We start from the raw sequence: 23970 nt of genomic DNA, 5'->3' as shown, positions 1-23970 counted from the left end.
CAGTCCTTAATGATCGGTTGATGGCGCCGCGACCGTCGCGGCCGTGGCGCTCGCCATGCTGCTGCCCAGGGTGACCAGCCCGTCGGCGCGGGCCTGGCCGAGCCAGCTGGTCCAGCCGAGGCGGCAGGGGTTATCCGCACCGATCCGCAGCTCGCGAATCTCCTCGGGACGCAGTTCCAGGCGCAGGTCGTAGTCGAGCGGATCGCGCAGGGTGAAGCGCACCAGGGCGCAGAGCGGCTGGTAACCGCTGCCGATGGGCAGGAATTCGTGGAAGCGCGTCCAGTCGAGGCGGCGGATATGGATGCGGAACTTGCCGCCGCGGTCGCGCACCCGCTCGCCGAGCACCAGGCTTTCGCCTAGCTGGCTGTTGGCCAGGCCCAGGCGATTGCGCTGTTCGGCGAGGATCTCCACCTGGCGCTCCAGGCACTGCTCGATGTTCAGTTCGGCGTGCTTGAAGTAGTAGCGCAGCACCGACTCGATCAGCGCCGCCGAATGGGCGCGCAGGCTGAGCAGGCCGAGGTAGGGCAGCAGGCGCTTCCAGTTCAGTTCCGGCGCGCTGCGGATAGCCTCGCCGCTGAGCCCGACGAGCGCGAACAACTGCTCGGAGAACGGGTCGTGGGCGCCGCTGGCGAAGCGCGCGCGGTAGCGGTACTTGCGCCAGATCGGCAGGATCAGCCGCTGCAGGCGATCGTTGAACAGGTCGAGGAAATCCCGCGTCGGGTTGCCTTCCTCGCTGTCGCCCAGGGCCTGCTCGCCATAGAACGCCGGCAGCGGCGAACCGGCGCCGAACAGGCCGACCAGGTTGATGCGCAGGCGCGCGCGCCATTCGCCGTGCTCCTGGAAGAATTGCACCCGGTCGATGTCGCTGCCGGGAAAGCCCAGGCTCGGGTTGGCCTGGAACTCCAGGCGCTCGTAGAGCATCTCGTCGTTCAGACCTTCATCCGGCTCGCCATTCAGCTCGCGCAGCCGGTCGAGCACCAGCAGCACGCCCTGGAACAGGCTGTACTCGCGGATACCGTGGTAGAGCGGCTTCAGAGCAGCGGTTGCTGCCCCATGCGCGGTGTCCATTGATAGATCTCTCCCTGTTCGCTGCGTACGCACAGCTCGTGATACGAGTTGAGGCTGGCGTAGAGGGCGAAGAATTCGTTGAGCACCGAGGCGAAGAGGAACAGGTCGCCCTCGCCGAGGAACCCGTCCTGGTCCATGGTCAGTTCGGTGCGTACGCCGCGCACCGGCAGCCCGCGATGCAGGCGGTCGACGCGCTCGTGACCGATGCGCTTCAGGCCGGCGAGGCGGCGCCGGCTGACGCTCGCGGCGTGCTTGTCGTAGTAGCGCGGCAGGTCGTAGGTCTCGAGGATCACCTTGAGCGCCTCGACGTTGGCCAGCGACAGGTAGTTCAGCGACATGTTGCTGATCAGCTTCCACAGGTAGTCGCGCTGCAGCGGTGGTGCATAGCTGGGGGTCACCGCGCCGATGTTGCGGAAACTGAGGAATTCGGGGGTGTCCTCGCTGGGCAGGCAGATATCGCCGGGCTTGAGCTGGCGCGGCAGGTTCTGGTTGGTGCAGGTCAGCTCGATGGACAGCGTTTCATGCTGGTCGTGATCGCGCAGGCCGAAGCTCAGCCAGGTGTCCTGGCCTTCGCCGAGCAGCGAGGGCTGCTGGCGCACGCTGTAGTGCGGCCGCGCCACCGGCACGTCGAAGCTGGGATCGTGCTCGAAGGATTCGAATGGCACGTAGTCCTCGTAGCCCATGCCGCCGGGCTTCCAGCCGGTCACCCGGTCCACCGAGAACACCCCGCACTGCTGGCTGTCGTATTCGGCCGGTAGCAGCAGGTACTGGTCCTGCTTGCCGTCCAGGCGGATCGGGATGGCGTCGTGCGGGAACAGGTTGACCACCGGCGTGCAGTACAGCCGTACGTTGTCCAGCGTCGGGCGGATGCGCTGCACGCCGGCCTTCTGGATGTTGAACCGCAACTCCAGGCCCCGGGCCTGCTTGAGCTGCTCCGGCGACAGGCGCTGCAGGACGTCCAGGCCCTTGAGCTCGACGAACAGGAACTTGTCGGGGAAGACGAAATATTCCTGCAGGTAGCGGTAGCCGCGGAAGGTATTGAGCGGATAGGGAATCAGCGCCTCGTCCTCGGCGAAGCCCACCGGTTCGAGCTGTGCGGTGGCCAGCGGCAGCGGCTTCAGCGGTTTGTCGTCCGGGCCGCTCAGTGGTTTGCCCTGGGCGTCCAGCACGACTATTTCGATGCTGCCGAGATGGCGCAGCAGGCTGAGGTAGAGCAACTGGCTGATATACGGTTCGCCGGCCAGGTGCAGGCGCAGGCGCTGCAGTCCCACCTCGCCGAGATGCCCTTCGGCGCTCATCTGCAGGTGCAGGCTGAGCAGCGCGCCGTTGCCCTTGACCGAGTAGTCCAGCGCCTGCAGCGCCAGCGGCAGCACTTCGGTGGCATAGGCGGTGCGGAAACGGCAGGTGACGCCCTGTACCGGGCGGGACTCCACCGGTGTGTTGCGCGGCACCGTCAGCGCCGGGCCGGGGCGTTTCAGCGGGTCGAACTGCAGCATGCTGAAGGCCGGCAGCGGACGCATGTAGTTCGGCCACAGCAGGTGCATCAGCGAGTGGGTCAGCTCCGGCAACTCGTCGTCGAGCTTCTGCCGCAGGCGCCCGGTGAGGAAGGCGAAGCCTTCGAGCAGGCGCTCGACGTCCGGGTCGCGCCCGCTCTGGCCGAGGAACGGCGCCAGCGCCGGGCTGCGCTCGGCGAAACGCTTGCCGAGCTGGCGCAGGGCGGTGAGTTCGCTCTGGTAGTAATGGTTGAAAGACATCTTTAACGGTTCATCCCTGTCGTTCTGTGGCCGGTGCGTTCAGGCGCCGGAGGCCGTGCCGGGGTAAAACTTCGTGCTACAAATCTTCTGGAATTTTTATTTTGGCCTTCGGATCCCACATATTGGGGAGATTACTGCCAGCTTTCATAAGGTATCCCGTTCGCCCTGATGTAGTTTCTCATGGGGGCTGGGTCGTAATTCTCGAATGCGTCGTAAGGTATATAAATTCCCTCTTGGGGAATTAAATGCCCTTGTGTAGTTGCAATTTCTATTGCATCTAAACAAACTCCGCTAAGCCAGGATTTCACTCTCCCTCCGGGAGTTATTTCTAATGTGATGATGTTTCTCCTTCCTAGCATGGGCTTTCCGGATCGTATGCATGTGGTTTCTACTTTTTTATGGATATTTATACGGGAACCAAGATGAAGCTTGATAGATGCTCTGTATGCTTTGTTCTCAGCCAGCGAGGTCCATTCCACTGTCAGTTTGTTTGGTAGTTCATCCAGGCCCCTGAACTTCAGGATATCGGGCATACTCTGCAATAGCTCGGGAGGTGTCCATCCATCCGCTGCCTTTCCAGAGGCGCGCGTTTTTAATATTGAGTTTGAATAACTGATTTCGCGTCCATAGGTGAAATCTTGTTCGATCGTATGCAGATGCGCGTCCATGTAATTGGGCGTTGTTACCTGAACATGGGCAATGTATGGGCTTACAGGGGGGGGTGCCGAGTGGGTCAAAGCAGTTGATCATCGTGCTACACATAATTAGCTGGCAGCCGCTGAGCAAGGTGAGAGGGGATAAAAAAATTAGCTTTGCCATTATAGGCATTGGTTTTCTTCGCAACAGCATGGATTGGGCCTGTCTGTTGGCGTAGCCATTGAAAAGAGGAACTCTGCGGATTAGGGGCACTTTACCAAGAGTCATAGGGCACCCCATGTTGCTCGATATAGGCCTTGGCTTTTCCCGAAAGAGGACGATGTTTTCCGTTGGATGTGCCGCCGTATGGTCCGACCTTGCTGATGGCCGCTTCGAAGCGGCCGATTTCGATGGACTCCAGGCAGGGGCCACCGATCCAGGCCTTGGCGATACCACCGGGGGCCAGGACAATAGTGATGTCGTGTCGGTAGAGGCCGTCGATTACCCGCTTGTTCGCTTGGCAATAGGAGGAGTGCTGCTCGAGCATTTTTTCGCGCACCCATTCGGGAATATTGATGCGCACGTTGTAGGTCTGCGGCTCGACCAGCGATTGCCAGCGCACGAAGATGATTTCCGGCAGGTTGATACCGGGCAGGTTCTTGCCCTTGCCTCCGGACACTCGATCGGGCCAGCCGGAAGAGCTGCCGGTATAGGACACGATGCCGCTATAGACTTCGCTGTAGGCCAGCCCGCGGCGATCGATCACGTCCACGCTTTCGACCCAGACCTCCATATGTTCGGGAGCGCCAAGCCCGATGAACCAGGCGCGATAGGGCAATCCGGGCTGGCCCTGGCTGGTGACACAGCCGCCGAGCAGGAACAGTGCGCAGGCGAGAAGGAAGGTTTTACCAGGAGCCATAGGGGACCCCGTGTTGCTCGATATAGGCCTTGGCCTCATCCGAGAGGAAGTAATAGTGCCCATCGGACTTGCCGCCGTATGGTCCGACCTTGCTGATGGCCGCCTCGAAGCGGCCGATTTCGATGGAGTCCAGGCAGGGGCCGCCGACCCAGGCCTTGGCGATACCGCCGGGGGCCAGGCCGATGGTGATGACCTTGCGATACAAACCGTCGATCACCTTGCCGTCCCACCGACAATAGGCCGAATGTGGCTTGAGCATTTCCTGGCGCACCCACTCGGGGATATTGATGCGCACGTTATAGGTCTGCGGCTCGACCAGCGATTGCCAGCGCACGAAGATGATTTCCGGCAGGTCGATACCGGGCAGGTTCTTGCCGGCACCACCCGAGGGGTTGGGCGGCCAGCCGGCCACGCTGCTGGCATAGGAAGGCACCCCACCGCTGACCCGTTCGTAGGCCAGTCCGCGGCGATCGATCACGTCCACGCTTTCGACCCAGACCTCCATATGGTCGGGAGCGAATACACCGGCGAACCAGGCGCGATAGGGCAATCCGGGCTGGCCCTGGCTGGTGGCACAGCCGCCAAGCAGGAACAGCGCGCAGGCAAGCAGGAAGGCTCTCATTCGGGATAACCCTGTTGCGGTTTGTTGTTGTAGGCCAGGCGGACGTTGGGGGCGGGCTTGCTGATCAGCAGGCCCCTGCTGGGCGTCCAGTGGGCGGAGAGATGGATATAGCGTGACCAGAGCAGGCGCTCGTCTTCTTCGTCCAGACCGTAGCGGCCTCCTTGGGCATAGGCCATCAACTTTTCCGCAATGTCTTGCAGCTCGGTGGGGAGCGCCAAAACGGGGTCTTTATCCTGGATAGGTCGTAACGGTACGTTGTTCTGCACAGCCAGCTCCCGCATCACTCGCAGATAGACCAGCGACAACTCGCCACGCACCCGGCGTTCGATGGACAGCAGGCCGTAGACCACGTCCTCCGGCGGCCGCTTGAAGCCGCGCTCGTGAAATACAGGTTTACGGCTGGGCCAGACCTTGGGTTCTTTCAGCGCTTCGTCGGGCAGGCCGAGGGCTTTCCAATGGTGATATTGCCGCCAGGTTTCGCGCGAGGCATGGGTCTGTTCGGGCGGCGTATTGGCCGGCACTTTGGAGCTGAGTGGGCGACTCAGCAGCAGCCGCTCGAGCATCAGGGGGCGGTAGCCGCCGCCAATATCCGAGTGCGCGCCGGGCAGGCAGATTTCCTGGTGATCCGGGGCGACCCTGTTGAGGGCGAAGTTCCAGCGCTTCTCGTCGCGGGCGGTCAGTTGCAGCACCTTGCGCGCGCAGCCGGGCGGCAGATAGAGGTTGATGCCGGGGTTGAGGTGGTTGGCTGGATCATAGTCGCCTTTCAGCGGGTCGATAACGGCAGCCACGGTATCGAACAGGCCGATAAAGTTGATACAGGTATGGATGGCCCAGTCGAAACTGTCGGACAAGCCAGGCGAGCCACTAGTAAATGCCTGGGCTAACACACCGCCTTGCGGTTTGAGTAGCTCATTGGCGAAATGCCGGGCCGCCGCCGCGCCGCGGCTGAAACCGAAGATATCGAACTCGATGCCATCGATTTGTAGTTCGGGGTTATTGCGTAGCAATTGACGGAGCTGTTCGGAAATCTCCGTCGGGCTTTGCTCGACCCGCGCCAGTATCCCGGTATCGCCTTGTCCAGTGATCTGGCCGTAAAGCGAGTCGGCTTCGCCACTGCTGGTGCCGATACCTTCCAGATAGGCCTTCAGGCTGGCGGTACTTTCGTCCTTGCGTAGGCTTCGTGTTGCGTCGTCCTGATACAGATCGAACAACCGCGCCACATTGCTTGGCGCATTGCCGTAGCTGCCGTCGGGCGCCTCGGTGAAATAGCCGTCGTCGTTGCTGTCGCTGAAACCATGGCGCTGGCAGTAGTCGATGACTTCCTGCAGGGTGCGCTCGCCCAGCTGTTGCAGGTCGTCGTCGCGGCATTGCTCGGTGACGGCGGCATTGGCCAGGTTGTTGCCGGTGCCGTCGAAGAACACGCCGATACGCAGGGTTATGCCCTGGCGCACCTGCTGTTGCGGCTGCTCGTGCAGTTCTTCTTCTTCGTCCTCCTCTTCCAGCCCCAGCGGGGCGAGATCGCCGGGTTCTTCCTGCCAGGCGCGGGCCATGGGCGTGGCCGGCGGTTGCGGCAACGCGGGGCTGGCCGGCATGGCGCGCGCGGCGCTGGCGATATTCAGCGGTTCGGGTGGAACGAAGGGGGCTGGGGTATGGGAGGTGCCGATGATCACCGTACCCGAGCCGCCGATCACGACATTGCCATGGCTGCCCACGCTACCCACCACCGCCGCCGGTTTGCCATTGATCAGCACGTTGGGGATCACCGCGCTGGCCATGGCGCCGCCACAGGCGGAGGCATCGCCCTGGCGCGCGGCGGGCAGGCCGTCGAACAGTACGTCGGGCGAGCCGCTGGAGATGGGATTGGTGCCATGGCCCGTCTTGGGACAGGCGGTGGGGTCGCCCAGGCGGGCGGCGGGTTTTCCGGACATCCGTGTTCTCCTGTCAGCGAACCTTCACCTGTCCGCTACCGTCCAGGTTGGCGGAAAAGCTGACCGGCCGCCTGATGCCGTCCACTTCCAGCAGCCCCTCGATGGCGAAGGCGAGGCGCAGCAGGTCATGGTCGCGGGGCAGGGAAACCACCCGCACCTGGCTCAAACGGGGTTCGTAGGCTTCGATGAAGCGTTCGATGGCGGCACGCGCCTGTTGCAGCGAGTCGTGCAACGACAGGCGCATGTCGTTCAGATCGGGCAACCCGTAGTCGGGCAGCGTCTGTACGCTGCCCGCCCGGGTGCTGAGCATCTTCGACAGATGGGCAGCCACCGAGGCCATGGCCGCGATCTCGCGGCTCCAGCCGGTGCGCCGGCCGGCTTCGCCGCCGAGACGCTCGAACAGGCTGCCGTATTCCGTCATCCAGCGGTCACTCCTTGTCCAGCTTGCCGACCAGCGACAGGGTGAAATCCGCGCCCATGTACTTGAAGTGCGGACGCACGCTGAGGCTGACGCGGTACCAGCCCGGTTCGCCCTCGACGTCGCTGACGTTGACCTGGGCGGCGCGCAGCGGGCGACGGCTGCGGACTTCGGCGCTGGGGTTCTCCTGGTCGGCGACGAACTGGCGGATCCACTTGTTCAGTTCCAGTTCGAGGTCGGTGCGCTCCTTCCAGGCACCGATCTGCTCGCGCTGCAGCACCTTCAGGTAGTGCGCCAGGCGGTTGACGATGAACAGGTAGGGCAGCTGGGTGCCGAGCTTGTAGTTCAGCTCGGCGGTCTTGCCTTCCTCGCTGTTGCCGAAGAACTTCGGCTTCTGCGCTGAATTGGCGGAGAAGAACGCGGCGTTGTCGCTGCCCTTGCGCATGGTCAGGGCGATAAAGCCTTCCTCGGCCAGCTCGTACTCGCGCCGGTCGGAAACCAGCACTTCGGTCGGGATCTTGGTCTCGATCTCGCCCATGCTTTCGAAATGGTGCAGCGGCAGGTCCTCCACTGCGCCGCCGCTCTGCGGCCCGATGATGTTCGGGCACCAGCGGAACTTGGCGAAGCTGTCGGTCAGGCGGCTGGCGAAGGCGTAGGCGGTGTTGCCCCACAGGTAGTGCTCGTGGCTGCCGGCGACGTTTTCCTTGTAGACGAAGCTTTTAACCGGGTTATCTTCCGGGTCGTAGGGGTTGCGCAGCAGGAAGCGCGGAACGGTCAGGCCGACGTAGCGGGCATCTTCCTGCTCGCGGAAGCTCTGCCACTTGGTGAACTGCGGGCCCTCGAAGTGATCCTTGAGATCCTTCAGGTCCGGCAGGCCGGTGAAGCTTTCCAGGCCGAAGAATTTCGGGCCGGCGGCGGCGATGAAGGGCGCGTGGGACATGCTGGCGACGCTGGCGACATACTGCATGGTCTTCACGTCGGGCGCGCTGGGGTCGAAGAAATAGTTGGCGATCAGCGCACCGACCGGCTGGCCGCCGAACTGGCCGTACTCGGCGGTGTAGATGTGCTTGTACAGGCCGGACTGGACGATCTCCGGGCTGTCCTCGAAGTCGTCCAGCAGGTCCTGCTTGGAGGCGTTGAGCAGCTCGAGCTTGATGTTCTCGCGAAAGTTGGTGCGATCCACCAGCAGCTTCAGGCCGCGCCAGGACGACTCCAGGGCCTGGAACTGCGGGTGGTGAAGGATCTCGTCCATCTGCTGGCTGAGCTTGGCGTCGATCTCCGCGATCATGCGGTCGACCATGGCCTTCTTCACCGGCTCGTTTTCGTTCTGCGGCTTGAGCAGTTCTTCGATGAAGGCCGAGACGCCGCGCTTGGCGATGTCGTAGGCCTCGTCGTCCGGGGTCAGGCGGGTTTCGGCGATGATGCGGTCGAGGATGCCGCCTTCGGCGAGGTGGTTGCCGTGCTCGACGGCGGCTGCGCTAGTGGTCATGTAGATGTGCTTCCTTGTCGGTGATATCAGGCGTCCAGCTTCTCTTTGGCCGCCAGGCCCAGTTCGCCGAGTACGCGGTCGCGCGAATCGTCGTCGGCGAGTACGCTTTCGATGGCCTTGCGGAAGGCCGGGGCGTTGCCCAGCGGGCCCTTCAGGGCGACCAGGGCGTCGCGCAGGTCCATCAGTTTCTTCAGCTCCGGGACCTGCTCGACCAGGTTTGCCGGGTTGAAGTCTTTCATCGAGTTGATGCGCAGCTGCACGGCCAACTCGTCATCGGTCTGCTCGTCCTGCAGGCGGTTCGGCACGCCGAAGGTCAGGTTCAGCTCCTGCTTGGCCAGGACCTCGTCGAAGCTGTTCTTGTCGATGGCGATGGGCTTGCGGTCTTCGATCTTGCGGTCGTCGGCGCGCTGGGTGAAATCGCCCAGCACCATCAGCTTGAGGGGCAGCTCGACCTCTTCCTGAGCGTTGCCGGTGGCCGGCTTGAACGTGACGTTGATGCGTTCCTTGGGTGCAACCGAGCCTTCTTTGGCCATGGTGTTCTCCTTTGCGGTTAGTCCAGCACCACTTCGAGATCGAGGTGGCACAGCCTGCGGTAAATCTCATCCTTGCTTTCACGCACGGCGTGGTTCTGCGGCAGCAGCTCGCAACAGCTGTGCAGCAGGCGCAGTACCTCGAGGGCGAGATCGGGTTCCCAGCTGCCCAGGCCACTGGCCTCGAGCTGCTGGTCGAGTGCTTCGAGCTGGGTTTTGGCCAGCTCGTATTTCTTGGCCTGGTAGCACAGGCGGGCGAGGCTCAGCTGCCAGAAGAAGCGCTCGCGGCCGCCGCGGGCGCGAGCCAGGCCCTGCTTGAGCTGTTGCACGGCAGGCTTGAGGCCTTCTTTGCGCAACAGCGGAACGGCCTCTTGCAGCGCGAGCTCCCAGCTCGGTTGTGCGGTGCCGGTGACAGGCGGTTCTTCCTGTCTGGCGGCCGTGGCCGGCTGTACATGGGGCATGACCTGGCCGCTGATCCAGGCGCGGGTTTCGGCGTCGGCGAACGGGGTGCCGTCGTGAAAGCACAGCTCTTCCAGACGCGGTACGCGTTGCAGGAACAGCGCGAGCTGAATCTCCACTTCGCGCATGGCCTGCGCGGCGTCCAGCTCCTGCAGGCACTCCCAGGCCAGGCGCTGACCGTCCAGCCAGAACGGCGCGCGCGCGGTGCTGTTTTCCAGGTCCACCAGCAGGTCGGCGTACTGCCCCTGAGCGAAGCGTTCGCGGTAGCTGGCCAGCTTGTCGGCGGGTACGCCACGTAGCGCGGTGATCTGCTCGCTGTTGTGCTCGGGCAGGCTGTCGATGCTCAGCCAGAGCAGGGTTCGCGCCAGGCGCAGGGGGCGCAGATCGCTGGTGCGCTGCTTGAGCCACCAGGCGGTCAGCGGGCGGGCCTGTTCCTGTAGGTTGCGCAGGGCCTTGAGCGCTTCCTTGTCGTTCTCTATCGGCGAGCCGGGGGCGAAGACTTGACTGGCGACCTGCTTCACCTGGGCGATGGCTGCGCCCACTGTCCCGGGCTGCGGTTGCCCCGAGCTGGCGCGTTTGACCATGCCGTCGAGTTGGCGGCAAAGCGGCAACAGCAGCGGTGCGTCTTCGCCGAGATGACCGGACAGGCACTGCTCCAGAGCATGCAGTTGCTCGGCCAGGCTGCGGAACAGCGGCAGCTGTTCGCCGACCGGCACGTCTTCGGAAAAGGTCTGTTCCAGGCGCGGCAGCAGCCAGTTAATCGCGGCGGCGCGGGTGCGTGGCTTGCGTGGATGCAGTTCGGCCCAGTGATTGCTGCACAGGTACTGCAGCAAATTCAGCCCGGCCTGTAGTCCAGCGAAAGACTCGCGCTGAAACAGGCTCCAGGTCAACCAGGCGGCGGCGCGCAGGTCCTTGGACAGCGAGGCGAGCAGCATCTCGCTGCCTTCGCGGACCTTCTGCCAGTCGATGCCGGTGGTATGGTGCAGTGCCCCGGCTTTGGCCAGTTCGGCTTCCAGCAGTTCGAATTCGCTGCTGTAGCGAATATCGTCACCGGCAAAATTGCTGTCGTTGACCGGCTTTCGGGCAAGTTCCAGATAATGCTTGCTGAGTGCGCTGGCGTGCATGGTCTTCCGTGACGTTCAAGTTCGGTCCGTGAACTTCTGGAAGCCTGTGTTCATATATTGAAGGCAGGCTTCTGCGAGCGGGCTGTGCAACTTATTGCGCACTTTGATTGCGCAACTAATTGCGCAGGGCCCTTATGGGGTGGGCATCCTAGACCTGGCGGAGGGGGCGTTCAAGGCATGAAGTGTGATCCGTATAACATTGGTAAATATTATACGGATGATCGGGGAACTAATTTCGAAACACTCGCTAGTTGTTTATTGGCGTCAACTAAAGGTGTAAGAAATAATCTCTTCATATGTAGGATAACGCTTACAGGCAAATAGCCATTACAGCGCAAGAGCAGCGTGTTAGTTGCTATAACTCGATAGCAGTTGCCTGGATTTCAACGCCAATAAGATGACGCTGACCGGGTTGAAGCATGATCGCGTCGTCCAATACGTTTGCCGTTTCGATGCAGAGCATCCGCTGCCAGGCATCGTCGGCAAAGCCGGACAGGCGCTGTGCCTTGTCGATCCAGGGGTTCCACAGGATGGCCGAGGCGGAGCCGGTGCTGGTGAGCCGGATGCGCCGGTTCCAGCCCAGGTCGACGAGGCTGAGCGTGTCTGGCAGGTCGAGGTAGATGCGGTCGGTTTCGCCGCTGAAATGCAGGTCGCCCTGTTGCTGGCGCCGCTGCCAGTTCTCCAGGGTGTCGATATAGGGGCGGCCGGCGAGCCCTTCGACGGCGACCCGATGGATGTCGCTGATGGCGAAGTAGCTGTGCAGCGCCTGGCTGATGCCGATCGGCGTGGCGCCGCGATTGTGGCTGCTCAGGGTCAGTTGCAGGTCGTCGGCCAGGCGGATCTGTAGCGTCAGCTCCACGTTGTGGGACCAACCCGGCAGCTTGCCCTGCGCCTGGGGGCAATGAAATACCAGGATGGCCGCGTCGCCCTCGCTGCGTTGTTCCTGCAACTGCCAGTCCAGTGCGCGTACCAGCCCATGGAATGGCGCCGGTTGCTCTCCGTCGTAGCTGGCCTGCACCGCCTGCGGATTGCGCGCCAGGTCGCCGAACCAGGGCCAGCACACCGGCACACCGCCGCGCACTGACTGACCCTGGTGGAACGCCGCTTCCTCGCTGAGCCAGATGATCGGCGGCGCGTCGCCCTGGCGATAGCTGAGCACCTGGGCGCCCTGTTCGGCGACCAACAGTTCGTCATCGCCGCGGCGGATGCGCCAGCAGGCGAGCTGGTCTATTTCGATGTGCTGGATATCAACGGGCATAGGTGGTCTCGTGGATGGCTCAGATGTGTCTCTGACAACAGCTGCAGGACTGGATTTCATCGTAGGGTGGATGTCGCCTTTCACATCCACCACGGCTCCGTTCGGTGGGACGCCCCGGTGGATCGCCACCCGGTGGGACGCCACCCGGTGGATCGCCACCCGGTGGATCGGTGAAGCGCGATCCACCCTCACGCGGTTCAGCGCCCCTGGCAGGCATCCACGCGCAGCCAGCGCTCCAGCAGCTTGAAGCCCTGCATCAGGACGAAGGCGATCAGCAGGTAGATCAGGCCGGCGGTGAGGAACATTTCCTCGTGCAGGTAGGTGCGCGCGGCGATCTTGCGCGCCATGCCGGTCAGTTCCAGCAGGGTGATGGTGCTGGCCAGGGCGCTGGCCTTGAGCATCAGGATCACCTCGTTGCTGTAGGCCGGCAGGCCGATGCGCGCGGCGCGCGGCAGGATGACGTGCAGCAGCGCCTGGCTGCGCGACATGCCCAGCGCGCGCGCGGCTTCTACTTCGCCGGGGGGCACGTTCTGGATCGCGCCGCGGATGATCTCGGCGATGTAGGCGGCGGTGTGCAGCGTCATGGTGATGATGGCGCACCAGTACGGATCACGCAGATAGGGCCAGAGCGCACTCTGGCGCACGATGTCGAACTGCGCCATGCCGTAGTAGACCAGGAACAGCTGCACCAGCAGCGGGGTGCCGCGGAAGAAGAAGATATAGCCGTAGGGCAGCGCGCGTACCGCCAGATGTCGGGACGAGCGGGCGATGCCCAGCGGTAGGGCGAGGATCAGCCCGGCGACGACCGAAACGCCGACCAGCTGCAGGGTCAGCCAGGCGCCGTCGACGAAGCTCGGCAGCCACTTGAGGAAGATTTCCCAGGTCATGCGACGCTCCTGATGAAGCCGCGGCCGGCGCGTTTTTCCAGGAAGTGCATGCCGATCATGGCGACGATGGTCAGGCACAGGTAGATGAAGGCCGCCACCAGGAAGAAGGTGAAGGGTTCCTTGCTGGCGGTCACTGCGATCTGCGAGCGACGCATGATTTCCTCAAGACCGATCACCGAGACCAGCGCGGTGTCCTTCATCAGGATCATGAACAGGTTGCCGAGGCCAGGCAGGGCCAGGCGCCACATCTGCGGCAGGATCAGGCGGGTAAAGATGCGCCGTTTGCCCAGGCCCAGTGCCAGGCCGGCTTCACGGTGGCCCTTGGGAATCGCCAGCAGTGCGCCGCGGAACACTTCGGTAGCGTAGGCGCCAAAGCACAGACCCAGGGCGATGGTGCCGGCGGCGAACGGGCTGAGCGCGAGATTCTCGATGCCGAACAGCTCGCCTATGCCGCGAATCATGCTGATGGTGCCGAAATAGATCAGCAGCACCCAGAGCAATTCGGGTACGCCGCGCACGATGGTCGAGTAGGTGCCGCCCAGCCAGCGCAGCGCGCTGTAGGGTGAGGTCTTGGCGAGTGCGCCGAGCAGGCCGAGCACCAGCCCCAGCGCCAGGGAGGCGAGGGCCAGTTGGATAGTCATCCAGGTGCCGGCGAGCAGGGCCGGACCGAATCCGTGAAGGTCAGGAATCATAGAAGCTCAAACACCGAAGCCCGGTCGGCCAGAAGGCTGGCGACCGGGCTTCGGCTCGGTTGGATCAGTAAATGCTGAACGGGAAGTACTTGTCGTTGATCTGCTTGTAGGTGCCGTCAGCGATGATCTCCGCCAGTGCCTTGTTCAGCCGCTCGCGCAGTTCATCGTTGCCCTTGCGCACGGCGATGGCGATCTTGTCGTCATCGAATACCGGCTCGCCCTTGAACTCGAAGTCCTTGCCGGCATCGCTCTTGAGCCATTCCCACTGCACGAAGGTGTCGGCCAGGATGCCGTCGACGCGACCGGAGGCCAGGTCCAGATAGGCGTTTTCCTGGGTGTCGTAGAGTTTGATGTCGACGACGCGATCCAGGTTGTCTTCCAGCCAGGTGCCGGCGATGGTCGCGCGCTGCGCACCGATCACTTTGCCTTTCAGGTAGCTCTCGTCGGTCTTGAAGTCGACGTTCTTCGGCGCCACGAACTGCAGCTTGTTGGTGTAGTAGTGGTCGGTGAAGTCGACGGCGTTCTTGCGCTCTTCGGTGACCGACATGGAGGCGGCGAGGAAGTCGAACTTGCCGGCGTTCAGCGCCGGAATGATGCCGTCCCAATCAGAGGTAACCACCTCGCACTCGACCTTCATCTTGGCGCACAGTGCGTGGGAGATATCCAGATCGAAGCCGACCACCTTGCCGCTGGCGTCGATCAGGTTGAAGGGCGGGTAGGCGCCTTCGGTACCAATCCGTAGTTTTTCCGCCGCGAATGCCTGGGTGCCGATGATCAGCGAGGCAGCAGCGGTCAGCAGGATCTTCTTATAGCTCTTCATGCGGTGTTGCTCCATTAGCGATGGCTAGACATGAATTGTTTACAGCGCGCCGATTGAGGATTGTCAAATACCTGCTCGGGCGTTCCCTGCTCCTCGACCAGACCCTGGTGGAGGAACACCACTTCGCTGGATACCTGCTTGGCGAAATTCATTTCGTGGGTGACGAGCAGCATAGTCCGGCCTTCCTCGGCGAGCGACCGGATCACTGCAAGCACTTCTTGTACCATTTCCGGATCGAGCGCCGAGGTGGGTTCGTCGAACAGGATTACCTTGGGCTGCATCGCCAGCGTGCGAGCGATCGCCGCGCGCTGCTGCTGACCGCCGGAAAGCTGGTTGGGGTAGACGTGGCGTTTGTCGGCGATGCCGACCTTGGCCAGCAGCGCCTCGGCCACCTCGGTGGCTTCGGCCTTGCTCTGGCCGAGAACCCGGCGCGGCGCCTCGATGATGTTGTCGAGGATGGTCATGTGCGGCCAGAGGTTGAAGTTCTGGAACACGAAGCCCAGCTCGCTGCGCACCCGGTTGAGCTGCCGGCCATCGGCGGCGACCAGGTCGCCCTGCTTGTCGCGCTTGAGCTTGAGCTGCTCGCCGGCGACCAGGATCTCGCCCTCGTTGGGATTCTCGAGCAGGTTGATGCAGCGCAGGAAGGTGGACTTGCCAGAGCCTGAAGAGCCGAGGATGGAAATCACATCGCCATCACGAGCGGTCAGCGAGATGCCTTTGAGAACTTCCAGATCGCCGTAGCGCTTGTGCAGGTTGCGGATTTCCAGTGCGGGTATGGCCTCGGCCATGCGGGGTCCTCTGTGAGACCGGCGAAGGCCGCCAGGTCTGGGTATTGTGTTGATTGCGCTCCGGCCGACTGCTCGCCATCCTGGCGAGGCGCAAACCTAGCATGCACCGGGGCACGCGCCAAGCGCGAAGAAGGCCGAATTTACCGGCTTCGTGGGCTCTAAAAGCGCCCAACGGCCTTCATCGCTCCCGCTCGTCCCGTCTGCGCCGGTGCCTGGCACGGCTGTCCGCGAATGGGCGTGCGGGATCTCGCTACTGCTGAGGCGATTTCGCTTCGTCGGCTTCGCCGCTGAGCATTTCGTCGTGCTCTTCCATTTTCCACGGCAGGCTGCCGGGGGAAATATGCAGGAAGTGCAGGTACTTCTCGAACTGGTCGAGGATGTCGCCGATGATGTCCGCCTGGTCGTAACCATAGATGTCATAGGACTGCCCGCCACGGCGCAGGAAGACTTCCGCGCGGTAGTACTGGTCCTCGTCATCGGGGCTTTCGGAGAGTGCGAACGCCGGCATGGCGTAGCTGAGCAGACGGATTTCGTAGATGAAATCCAGCTGGTCCTCCTTGATCACCTCCAGGTACAGCCGCGAATTCTGTTCGTCGACGTGCACCTCGGCCGGCCAGCCCTGTTCGGCCAGCGCCCGCTGTACCCGACGCATGCCCTTGAGCACGGCGGTCGACATGAAGCCCTCGACCTCCTCGCGGCTGGGGAAGTTGACCAAGCCCGCCAGGCGCTTCTTCCACAGGCCGGGCCCGGCATTGCTGGCCAGCCGGCTGCCCTGCATGTGGCTCTGCAGGCTGACTTCGTGGTGGCCTTCGATCACCAGCGCGCGCCACATGCCCAGTGCCGACAGCAGCATGACGACGGCGAAGGGCAGGGCGCTGGCGATGGTCATGGTCTGCAGCGCGCCGAGGCCGCCGGCGAGCAGCAGGGTGGCGGCCACGGCGCCTTCGCTGCTGGCCCAGAATACCCGTTGCCAGACCGGCGTATGCGTGGCGCCGCCGGCGGCCAGCGAGTCGATCACCAGCGAGCCGGAGTCCGACGAGGTGACGAAGAAGGTGATGATCAGCAACACCGCGATGAACGAGGCGATCGCGGTCAGTGGCAGCCGCTCGAACAGCTTGAACAGCGCGATGGCATGATCGGCCTGCACCTCGCTGATCAGCGAGCTGTAGCCCTCGACCATGATCAGGTGCAGCGCGGTGTCGCCGAAGATGGAGAACCAGAGGAAGGTGAAGATGGTCGGCACGAACATCACGCCGAAGACGAACTGGCGGATGGTGCGGCCGCGGCTGATCTTGGCGATGAACAGGCCGACGAAGGGCGACCAGGCGATGGTCCAGCCGAAGATGAACAGCGTCCAGTTGCCGATCCAGTCGCTGCGGCTGTAGGCCTGCAGGTTGAAGGTGCGCTCGATGATGTTGTTCAGGTAGCTGCCGGTGTTCTGCAGGAATGTCTCGAGGATGAAGATGGTCGGGCCGACGGTGAAGACGAACAGCATCAGCGCGATGGCCAGGATCATGTTCAGCAGCGAGAGGTTCTTCACCCCCTTGTCGAGGCCGGCGACCACCGAGACGATGGCCATCAGGGTGATCAGCGCGATGGCGATGATCTGCACGCCGATATTGACCGGGATCTGCGGCCACAGGTAATTCATCCCGGCGTTGATCTGGGTGACCGACAGGCCGAGGGTGGTGGCGATGCCGAACAGCGTGCCGAGGATGGCGAAGATGTCCACCGTATGGCCGATGGGCCCGTGGATGCGCTCGCCGATGAGCGGGTAGAGCGCCGAGCGCATCGACAGCGGCAGGCCATGGCGGAAGGAGAAGTAGGCCAGCACCAGGCCGGTCAGGCCGTAGATCGCCCAGATGTGGAAGCCCCAGTGGAAGAAGGCGATCTGCATGGCCTGCTTGGCCGCATCGACGGTTTCCGGGGCGCCGACCGGGGGCGTCGAGTAGTGCAGCACCGGTTCGGCCACGCCGAAGAACAGCAGGGCGATGCCGTAGCCGGCGGAAAACAGCATGGCGAACCAGGCCGGGAAACTGTACTGCGGCTCCGCATGGTCCGGCCCGAGCTTGATGCTGCCCCATCTGGTCAGCGCGATGCCGACGATGAAGACCAGGAAGAACGCCACCGCCAGCATGTAGAACCAGCCGAAATTGGTGGTGATGAAGGCCAGGCTCGCGCTGAAGACCTCGCCGGCCAGCTCGGGATTGCTGATGGTGCCGATCACCAGCAGCAGCGTCACGACCACCGCCGGCACGAATACCGGCACGAGGATCACGGCCTTGGGCAGCGTCTTGTCGGGGACCATAGGAGGCGATGTTCTCTGGGTGGAAACTGAAGGGCATCGGAAAATCCGGGCACGCCTCAAGCATAGACGGTCATTTTCGCGAAACGCTCAACGTGCGCCGCTCGCCGGAAGGAACGGCCGCGGGGGACGGGGTCAGAAAGCCGCTTCGAGATGATGCCGTCGCAGGATCGCCGACACCGTACCGTCCGCGATGAGCTCATCGAGCGCCTGCTCGAAGGCGTGGAACTGTGCCGCGCTGATGCGCTTGCGCGACAACCCGATGCCGTAGGACACCGGCTGCAGCTCGCCGACCTCGTGGATCTCGTGCAGCCGTTCGTCTTCGATCAGGTGCCAGGCGACATCCTGGTTGGCTACCGCCATGCCGTCCTCGCCGAAGCGGCCGGCGGCGAGCATGCGCAGCAGCCGGCGGTTGTCCGCCACCAGCTGGATGTCCACGTCGGCGACTTCCCGCAGGCGCTCGCTGAGCACGAACGAAGTGCCCGAGGGACCATAGACGCCGACCGTTCGCCCGGCCATGTCTTGCGGGCGGTGGTAGAGGTCGGGGCTCGGATCGCGGGCATAGACGCTGTAGCGGGAAGTGACCAGCATGCGCGTGATATGGAAGGCGCGGTCGCGCTGCGGTGAGTGGATGACCGTGAAGATTCCGTCCACCTCGCCCTCCTCGGCCAGCGCCAGGGCGCGGCGCCAGGGATGCACGGCGATCGGGCAGTGCCGCTCGAGGCGTTTGCACACGGCGAGCACCACCTCGACCAGTGGCCCGGCAGCGGCGGAGCCGTCGGCGCTGGGGTCGGCACCGGCCCGGACCTCCTGCGCGGCGACGTAGGTGAACGGCGGGAAGTCTTCGGTAACGAAGCGAAGCTCAGTGGCGTGGCTCTCGGCCGCGACGAAGGCCAGGCCCATGCACGCGGCGATCCATCGTATCGGCATGGCGCTAGCTCCAGGGCGGCCGGACACTCACAGACGCGCTCTGCCTCTGCGTTAGGCACAGGCTAGCGCGTTGCCGGTGGTTGCGCGACCTTTCGCCGCCGATCGCGGTTGGGCTGCCGGGCCGGAGCACCGGTTGCCCAATGAGCGTGGCGGCGACCGCGACGGCCGGCCGCCCGGCCCCCTGCCGGCGTCCGGAAGGCGAGACGGCCACGCCAGGTTGTGCGCGGCCGTCTCGCCCAGGGCTCTAGAAGCTGACCTGATAGCCGAGCGTGAAGGTGCGCCCGCGGCCGTTGAACACGCGGCCGTTGCGGGTGACGTCCGAGCCGGTGTTGGCGGCCTGCGAGTAGTAGGTGAGGTAGTCGCGATCGAGCAGGTTCTCGATACCGAGGTTGACTTCGCCGACCGGCAGACGGTAGCCGACGGAGGCGTCCACCAGTGTGTAGCCGTCGAAATCCAGCCCCGGCTGGTCGAAGCTACGGCTGGCGTAGTGGTTGGCCTGCAGCAGGCTGTGCAGTCGTTCGCTCCAGTTGGCTTGCCAGCTGATGCCGTAGCGGTCCGGCGAGATGTTGGCACCATCCAGATCGGTATCCACATCGCCGTCGCCATCGGTATCGGACTGGCCATTGACCTGGGCGTAGGTCAGTTGCAGGCGATGGGCCGCGTTGACCTGCCAGCCGCCGGTGAACTCGACGCCGTCGATCTCGGTGCGTTCGCGGCGAATCTGGTAGACGCCGCCGACGCTGTCGAGGCGCGAGCCGAGGTCGGCATCGGATTCGTAGTAGCTGATTTCCGCATCGAACGGACCGTGCTTCAGGCGCAGGCCGATCTCGCGGTTCTCGGTGACGATCGGTTGCAGGTCGAGGAAATTGTCCACCCGCGTACCCGGCGTGCCGATGCCGCGCAGCACGCGGCCGACGTCGGGCATGCCGAAGCCCTCGGAATAGTTGGCGAACAGCTGCGCCCAGTCGTTCATCTGCCAGACCAGGCCGGCGTTGTAGAGCGTTTCCTCGAACTTCGGCTTGCCGCCCTCGACGGTGACGCCGCCCAGCGCCGGGTTGGTCGAGGCGATGGTGCGGAAGCTGTCGACCTCGAGTTCGGCGAACTCGTGGCGCACGCCGGTGAAGAAGGTCAGCTGCTCCAGGGCGCGGATTTCCGCTTGCAGGAAGGGCGCATAGTTGCGGAATACGGTTTCGGGCACCCACTCGCGATCGGTGAGGATCAGCTGCTGGCTGGTGGTGTCCTGCAACACGTCGAGGCCGCCGGTGAGCTTCAGGTGATTGTCGAGCAGGCCGTCGCGGCTGAGGGTGAACTTGCCGCCGTACTTGTCCGACTCGTTCTGCGACTGGTCGAACAGCGTGCCCACTGGCGCAATGCTGGCATCCTGGAAGGTGCCGTTGTAGCCACCGCCGAAGCGGCCGCGAAAGCGCTGGGAATACAGCTGCACGCCCAGCTCGTTGCCATACAGGTCGGCGTGCTTGTAGGACAGGCTGGTCGCCAGCACCTCGTTCTGCGGCGCCTTGCCCAGCGGGTCGCCCTTGCGCGAGGTGGCCGGGATGCCGGCGTTGGCGTTGCCGGGCACGTTGACGTACTCGTGTTCGCCCTCGACCTGGTAGCGGTTGACCATCAGGCCGATGTTCTGGTTGTCGTCCAGCCAGTAGCCGAGCTTGAGCAGCAGATCGTGGCTGGTCGAATCCATCACGTCGCCCTGGGTATCGTCGACGCCGATCAGGTCGCCGTTGGCATCGTAGAACATACCCTGGGTCTGCCAGCTGGCCGAGGCCAGGTAATCGAAGTTGCCCTGGGTGCCCTCGACCCGGTAATCGAGCTTGTATCCCAGCCCCTCGGACTCGTAGTCGGTGGGCGCGGTGAAGCTCACGCCGGCGTGCTGGCGCAGCGTGCCGCTGGCCGGCCGGCGGGTGACATAGTTGATGATGCCGCCGGTGGCCCCCAGGCCGTGTTCGGCGCTGGCACCATGAATCACTTCGATGCGCTCGACCATCGACAGGTCGATCACGTAGCCATCGCGCTGGCTGTCGCGCAGCGGTGTCGATTGCGGCACGCCGTCGATCAGGATCAGCGCCGAGCGCCCGCGGAAAGTTTCGCCGGCGCTGCTCATCTTCTGCCGGCTCGGCGAATAGGACGGAATCAGGTTGCTCAGCACCGCACCGTGGTCCGAAGTGATCGCCAGCTGCTGCTCGATCTGCTCGCGGCTTATCACCGTGATCTTCTGCGGTGTCTTGCCCGCTTCGCTTCGGGCACGTGTCGCACTAATGGTCACGGCCTCGAGTTCCTTTGCTTGTTCGGCTTCTTTGGCCAGGGCGGGAATGGTTGAAAGGGAAAGGGTTGCGAGCGAAATGGACAGGCACAGCCAGGATTTGCGGAACACGTGACGCTCCCGATGTTGGTGTTGTGGAGGGAAATCGGGGCGGGAATGTAAACTAAATGAAAATAATTTGCATTGTGTTTTATCTTGTGCGCACAGCGCGACCGAGGAAAACGTGCCGGCACCAGCCGGCTCGACCGCTCTGGAGTCGTCGTGCTGGGCAGGCTGGCTGGGAAGGACAGGGAGTGCGTCGGGGAAGAGAGGGTCAGCACGCGTCCGCGAACCGGCCACGGGAAGGGCGGGTATCGTAACGTGGAAACGCAGGGCGCCCGGTGTGGGCCTGTTTCAGGGTGCGGAACGCAGAAAGCAAAAAAGGCCCACCGCAAGGTGAGCCTTTTCGTTCGAATCAGTGGTGCCAGGGACGGAACCGAACCAATCGCTACAGGCGGCGTATTTACTGGGTTTGTGTGGTTCGCTGGTTTTGTGATGCCCCCAAAAATGCCCCCAAAACAAAAAGTGCCCCCCGTTCCGGCTCCAATGGCTCGTTTCGCCTTAGCGTTTCCTTAGCGTGCTGCCGCCTGCTGTCAGGTGTCGCACCTCGCCCTAATCTCGCCCCAGCCCTTGCCGTAATCTTGCCGTCCGCCTCACCCAAACATCACCCTCGATGGCGGCTTGCATGGGGTATTTCCCCAATCGTCCATGGGGTTGGTTTTCGCAACGCCAGCACAGCTCTTTTTAGGGGCTACAGAAACCGTTCATGGGGTTGTTTCCGCAGCGGGCGTTCGTGCGTGAAAAGTGTGCGCGAAAGTGCGTAGTTTCCGTGCGTACCAGGTGCGAACCAATTGCGCGAACCGGCTGCGAACCGGGCCACCCCCCATTAGGTTCTCCCGGAGGGGCGCCGGGGGTGCGGGTGATTCGCGCCGTGACCGTTCGCTATATACGGCGCTGGCTGGTGGGTTGGTTGTTGTTTCGTTGTCTCGCTCCGGGCTTCGCAGGTAGGGCGCTGGTGCTGGGCAATAGGCCAACTGGTGCCGGTCGTTTCCGCCTTGCTGGTGTCCGTTGCGGGCGTGCTGGCTGGGCTTCCAGCGGAAGGCGGAACCGGAAGCGGGGTCAGGCTGGAAAAGTCCGTATGAAGCGAAAAGGCGGGGCGCGAATCACCCGTGATGGGTGCCGGGGTGGGGAAGAACCTAATGGGGTGGGGTAGCGCCGTCCGTGGCGCTGGCGATCAAACCACGCGCAGCACGGGCGGCAGCTTCGGTCCGAAAGGTGCGCCGGGTGCGAACGGATCGGGTAGCGCTCCCTCTGGTGCGTTGCGGATGAAGTCAGCCATAGCCAGCAGGCAGGCCTGATACAGCGGCCCGCCGTCTCCCCAGGCCGTGCCGTGCCCCGTTGCGCTGTCCTCCAGGCAGGCAATAAAAACCAGCTCGTGTAGCCCGGTGTCACCGTCGCGGATCGCTTGTGCTCGATGCGTGGGGTTCACGCTCAGCAGATCGCACAGCCGGTCGAAGCCCAGCGCCGCCGTGGTGCTGGCGCTTTGCAGGATGACGGCACGGCCTATGCCGATCAGCGTCCGGCTCATACCCTCCAGCGATTCGGCTTCGTGCTCCCTGGCTTGCTGCTCCAGGTCGGCAACGGCTGCGGCAGTGAATGGCAAAAAGGCTTTCAGCTTGGCGGCTTTGCGTCTCAATGCGCGGCGCTCTTGGTGGATCGTTGCGCGCTCATGACAAAAAAGGCGACATACCCGGCGCGTGGCGATTAGTTGCGTGCTCACGCTGGCGCCTGGCTTGTCGGCTATGTTGGCGAGCGCTCGAATCTGGCTGGCTTTCATCGGTTCGGCTCCTTTGGTGCGCCGTCTAGTTCGGCATCAGCCCAGCGCCAGCGAGCGGCGGCCAGGGCTTCGGAATAGGTCATTGGCTGGCCGACCATGTAGCCAATCGGCTGGCCTGCTCGGGTGATCCTCCAGGCGGTGCGCTTCGGCTCGCTGGTGGCCTCTGGTGCGGTTGGTCGTGCTGGTGCGCTGGTCGGCTGCTGCGGATCGTTGGCAGCGGGTTGGACGGGTGGGGTAGCTGGTGCTGGTCGCGTATCGCTCGATAACCCCAAGTTGTGGCAAGCTGTGCAAGTGCGCTCATTTCGCTTTCCCTTTAGTGTTTTGCCGTGGGGACAGAGGGGACAAAGGGGGCGGCGAGTAACGGCGCGGGCTGTAGCTGTCCCCTATGCCAGTCAGTGGGTGGGGACAAAGGGGACAAATTGCCCGGCCTGTCCCCACTGTCCCCTTGCCTTTGCAGTGGGTGGGGGCAGCTCTAGCCCTTGCGGCACTAGGGCGCCCCCGCTGTCCCCACTGTCCCCAGCAGCAAATGCAAGGTTCGTTTACTGTTCCGGCTCCAGCCTGGCGGCGTCGATCCAGTACAGTTTTTCCTTGCGCCCGCTGGGCAGTCGCTTGGTGGCTTGAGCGCGGCCCGGTTCACGCTTGGCAATTGCTCCGACCGACTCCAGTGCCAGCACCACGCGCCCCAGGTCGTAACCTTTGGCGGCTTCCTCCAGGCCGGGGCGGTTGAACAGGTACAGGCGCCCGGTCGGGCTGTCCTCCCAATACCCGGCGCGGTCCCTGGCTTCGCCTTCGGGGTCATCGGCGGATGAAAACCGGGTGTCGCCGTGGCGGGCGATGAAGTCAGCGATGGCGCGCAATATCTGCCGATCCTCGCTTGGACCTTGCCCCCGGCCTGCTCGCCATACCTCAAACAGCCCCAACATTGCGTCGCGGGCTGCGCCAGTCGGCAGGGGGAGAATGCCAAAGCTGATAGCCAGTTCCCCCGCCATAGCCACCAGGGCGAAGCGTTCGGCAGCACGGCTTTCCTGCCCGCTGGTGCTGGGGTACTGGTTGCAGAGTTGCGCCGTAACCGTCCGCCGAACCCATCTCCCCGCTTCTTCCAGATAACGGCATGGTGTCCACCTATTTTTGGTGGACACCATTTCAAGCCACTTTCTGGAGGGTTTCGTGTCTCGACAGCGCCGTACATTTC

Annotated in this window: 19 protein-coding genes and 1 pseudogene; all 20 read right to left on the bottom strand. The window is 63.5% G+C overall.

Annotated features, from left to right (window positions below):
* Positions 1 to 6: 6 nt before the first annotated feature.
* The gene (tssG, locus tag CXK94_RS20490; protein ID WP_102895687.1) at positions 7 to 1068 is read right to left on the bottom strand and encodes a type VI secretion system baseplate subunit TssG; all 1062 of its coding nucleotides are present in this window, start codon (positions 1066 to 1068) and stop codon (positions 7 to 9) included.
* Positions 1032 to 2822, bottom strand: a complete 1791-nt coding sequence (gene tssF / locus CXK94_RS20485; RefSeq protein WP_102895686.1) for a type VI secretion system baseplate subunit TssF — start codon at positions 2820 to 2822, stop codon at positions 1032 to 1034. Before tssF ends, tssG begins: the two co-directional genes overlap by 37 nt.
* A gap of 131 nt (positions 2823 to 2953) precedes the next feature.
* Positions 2954 to 3559 (bottom strand): DUF2931 family protein, encoded by a 606-nt coding sequence (locus CXK94_RS20480; RefSeq protein WP_256046221.1) that lies wholly within the window; start codon positions 3557 to 3559, stop codon positions 2954 to 2956.
* Positions 3560 to 3732: 173 nt separating this feature from the next.
* Positions 3733 to 4377 (bottom strand): DUF2931 family protein, encoded by a 645-nt coding sequence (locus tag CXK94_RS20475; RefSeq protein ID WP_102895684.1) that lies wholly within the window; start codon positions 4375 to 4377, stop codon positions 3733 to 3735.
* Positions 4364 to 4999: a DUF2931 family protein gene (locus CXK94_RS20470; protein ID WP_102895683.1), complete on the bottom strand. Its 636-nt coding sequence runs from the start codon at positions 4997 to 4999 to the stop codon at positions 4364 to 4366. The genes CXK94_RS20475 and CXK94_RS20470 overlap by 14 nt, the downstream gene beginning before the upstream one ends.
* Positions 4996 to 6927, bottom strand: coding sequence for a PAAR domain-containing protein (locus CXK94_RS20465; RefSeq protein ID WP_102895682.1), 1932 nt, complete (start codon positions 6925 to 6927; stop codon positions 4996 to 4998). Before CXK94_RS20465 ends, CXK94_RS20470 begins: the two co-directional genes overlap by 4 nt.
* Before the next feature lie 13 nt (positions 6928 to 6940).
* The gene (tssE, locus tag CXK94_RS20460) at positions 6941 to 7348 is read right to left on the bottom strand and encodes a type VI secretion system baseplate subunit TssE (RefSeq protein ID WP_102895681.1); all 408 of its coding nucleotides are present in this window, start codon (positions 7346 to 7348) and stop codon (positions 6941 to 6943) included.
* A 7-nt stretch (positions 7349 to 7355) separates the two neighbouring features.
* On the bottom strand, positions 7356 to 8834 hold the full coding sequence (gene tssC / locus CXK94_RS20455) for a type VI secretion system contractile sheath large subunit (RefSeq protein WP_003303357.1): 1479 nt from the start codon (positions 8832 to 8834) through the stop codon (positions 7356 to 7358).
* Positions 8835 to 8860: 26 nt separating this feature from the next.
* On the bottom strand, positions 8861 to 9367 hold the full coding sequence (gene tssB / locus CXK94_RS20450) for a type VI secretion system contractile sheath small subunit (protein ID WP_102895680.1): 507 nt from the start codon (positions 9365 to 9367) through the stop codon (positions 8861 to 8863).
* Between the two features lie 17 nt (positions 9368 to 9384).
* Positions 9385 to 10947, bottom strand: a complete 1563-nt coding sequence (tssA, locus tag CXK94_RS20445) for a type VI secretion system protein TssA (RefSeq protein WP_102895679.1) — start codon at positions 10945 to 10947, stop codon at positions 9385 to 9387.
* Between the two features lie 355 nt (positions 10948 to 11302).
* A complete protein-coding gene (locus CXK94_RS20440; protein WP_102895678.1) occupies positions 11303 to 12205 on the bottom strand; it encodes a D-hexose-6-phosphate mutarotase in 903 nt (300 codons plus the stop codon).
* Positions 12206 to 12402: 197 nt separating this feature from the next.
* Entirely contained in the window at positions 12403 to 13092 is a 690-nt protein-coding gene (locus CXK94_RS20435; protein ID WP_037041499.1) for an ABC transporter permease, read from the bottom strand.
* A complete protein-coding gene (locus CXK94_RS20430) occupies positions 13089 to 13784 on the bottom strand; it encodes an ABC transporter permease (RefSeq protein ID WP_102895677.1) in 696 nt (231 codons plus the stop codon). Before CXK94_RS20430 ends, CXK94_RS20435 begins: the two co-directional genes overlap by 4 nt.
* Positions 13785 to 13848: 64 nt before the next feature.
* Positions 13849 to 14604, bottom strand: coding sequence for an ABC transporter substrate-binding protein (locus tag CXK94_RS20425; RefSeq protein WP_102895676.1), 756 nt, complete (start codon positions 14602 to 14604; stop codon positions 13849 to 13851).
* 14 nt (positions 14605 to 14618) lie between these two features.
* On the bottom strand, positions 14619 to 15392 hold the full coding sequence (locus CXK94_RS20420; RefSeq protein ID WP_102895675.1) for an ABC transporter ATP-binding protein: 774 nt from the start codon (positions 15390 to 15392) through the stop codon (positions 14619 to 14621).
* Between the two features lie 250 nt (positions 15393 to 15642).
* A complete protein-coding gene (locus CXK94_RS20415; protein ID WP_102895674.1) occupies positions 15643 to 17700 on the bottom strand; it encodes a BCCT family transporter in 2058 nt (685 codons plus the stop codon).
* Between the two features lie 132 nt (positions 17701 to 17832).
* On the bottom strand, positions 17833 to 18600 hold the full coding sequence (locus tag CXK94_RS20410) for a substrate-binding periplasmic protein (protein WP_037041507.1): 768 nt from the start codon (positions 18598 to 18600) through the stop codon (positions 17833 to 17835).
* A gap of 271 nt (positions 18601 to 18871) precedes the next feature.
* Positions 18872 to 20905, bottom strand: a complete 2034-nt coding sequence (locus CXK94_RS20405) for a TonB-dependent receptor (protein ID WP_258005970.1) — start codon at positions 20903 to 20905, stop codon at positions 18872 to 18874.
* A 1270-nt stretch (positions 20906 to 22175) separates the two neighbouring features.
* On the bottom strand, positions 22176 to 22778 hold the full coding sequence (locus tag CXK94_RS20400) for a hypothetical protein (protein ID WP_037041509.1): 603 nt from the start codon (positions 22776 to 22778) through the stop codon (positions 22176 to 22178).
* 539 nt (positions 22779 to 23317) lie between these two features.
* Positions 23318 to 23970 (bottom strand): annotated as a pseudogene (locus tag CXK94_RS20395) (hypothetical protein); the annotation flags it as partial.

This window comes from Stutzerimonas stutzeri, from assembly GCF_002890915.1.
In the GTDB taxonomy this organism is placed as follows: domain Bacteria; phylum Pseudomonadota; class Gammaproteobacteria; order Pseudomonadales; family Pseudomonadaceae; genus Stutzerimonas; species Stutzerimonas stutzeri_AF.
This window is presented reverse-complemented; position numbering and strand designations above follow the sequence as displayed.

Coding starts and splice junctions, on each gene's coding strand:
- tssG (WP_102895687.1), bottom strand. CDS start 1,068: ATGGACACCGCGCATGGGGCAGCAACCGCTGCTCTGAAGCCGCTCTAC.
- tssF (WP_102895686.1), bottom strand. CDS start 2,822: ATGTCTTTCAACCATTACTACCAGAGCGAACTCACCGCCCTGCGCCAG.
- CXK94_RS20475 (WP_102895684.1), bottom strand. CDS start 4,377: ATGGCTCCTGGTAAAACCTTCCTTCTCGCCTGCGCACTGTTCCTGCTC.
- CXK94_RS20470 (WP_102895683.1), bottom strand. CDS start 4,999: ATGAGAGCCTTCCTGCTTGCCTGCGCGCTGTTCCTGCTTGGCGGCTGT.
- CXK94_RS20465 (WP_102895682.1), bottom strand. CDS start 6,927: ATGTCCGGAAAACCCGCCGCCCGCCTGGGCGACCCCACCGCCTGTCCC.
- tssE (WP_102895681.1), bottom strand. CDS start 7,348: ATGACGGAATACGGCAGCCTGTTCGAGCGTCTCGGCGGCGAAGCCGGC.
- tssC (WP_003303357.1), bottom strand. CDS start 8,834: ATGACCACTAGCGCAGCCGCCGTCGAGCACGGCAACCACCTCGCCGAA.
- tssB (WP_102895680.1), bottom strand. CDS start 9,367: ATGGCCAAAGAAGGCTCGGTTGCACCCAAGGAACGCATCAACGTCACG.
- tssA (WP_102895679.1), bottom strand. CDS start 10,947: ATGCACGCCAGCGCACTCAGCAAGCATTATCTGGAACTTGCCCGAAAG.
- CXK94_RS20440 (WP_102895678.1), bottom strand. CDS start 12,205: ATGCCCGTTGATATCCAGCACATCGAAATAGACCAGCTCGCCTGCTGG.
- CXK94_RS20435 (WP_037041499.1), bottom strand. CDS start 13,092: ATGACCTGGGAAATCTTCCTCAAGTGGCTGCCGAGCTTCGTCGACGGC.
- CXK94_RS20430 (WP_102895677.1), bottom strand. CDS start 13,784: ATGATTCCTGACCTTCACGGATTCGGTCCGGCCCTGCTCGCCGGCACC.
- CXK94_RS20425 (WP_102895676.1), bottom strand. CDS start 14,604: ATGAAGAGCTATAAGAAGATCCTGCTGACCGCTGCTGCCTCGCTGATC.
- CXK94_RS20420 (WP_102895675.1), bottom strand. CDS start 15,392: ATGGCCGAGGCCATACCCGCACTGGAAATCCGCAACCTGCACAAGCGC.
- CXK94_RS20415 (WP_102895674.1), bottom strand. CDS start 17,700: ATGGTCCCCGACAAGACGCTGCCCAAGGCCGTGATCCTCGTGCCGGTA.
- CXK94_RS20410 (WP_037041507.1), bottom strand. CDS start 18,600: ATGGGCCTGGCCTTCGTCGCGGCCGAGAGCCACGCCACTGAGCTTCGC.
- CXK94_RS20400 (WP_037041509.1), bottom strand. CDS start 22,778: ATGAAAGCCAGCCAGATTCGAGCGCTCGCCAACATAGCCGACAAGCCA.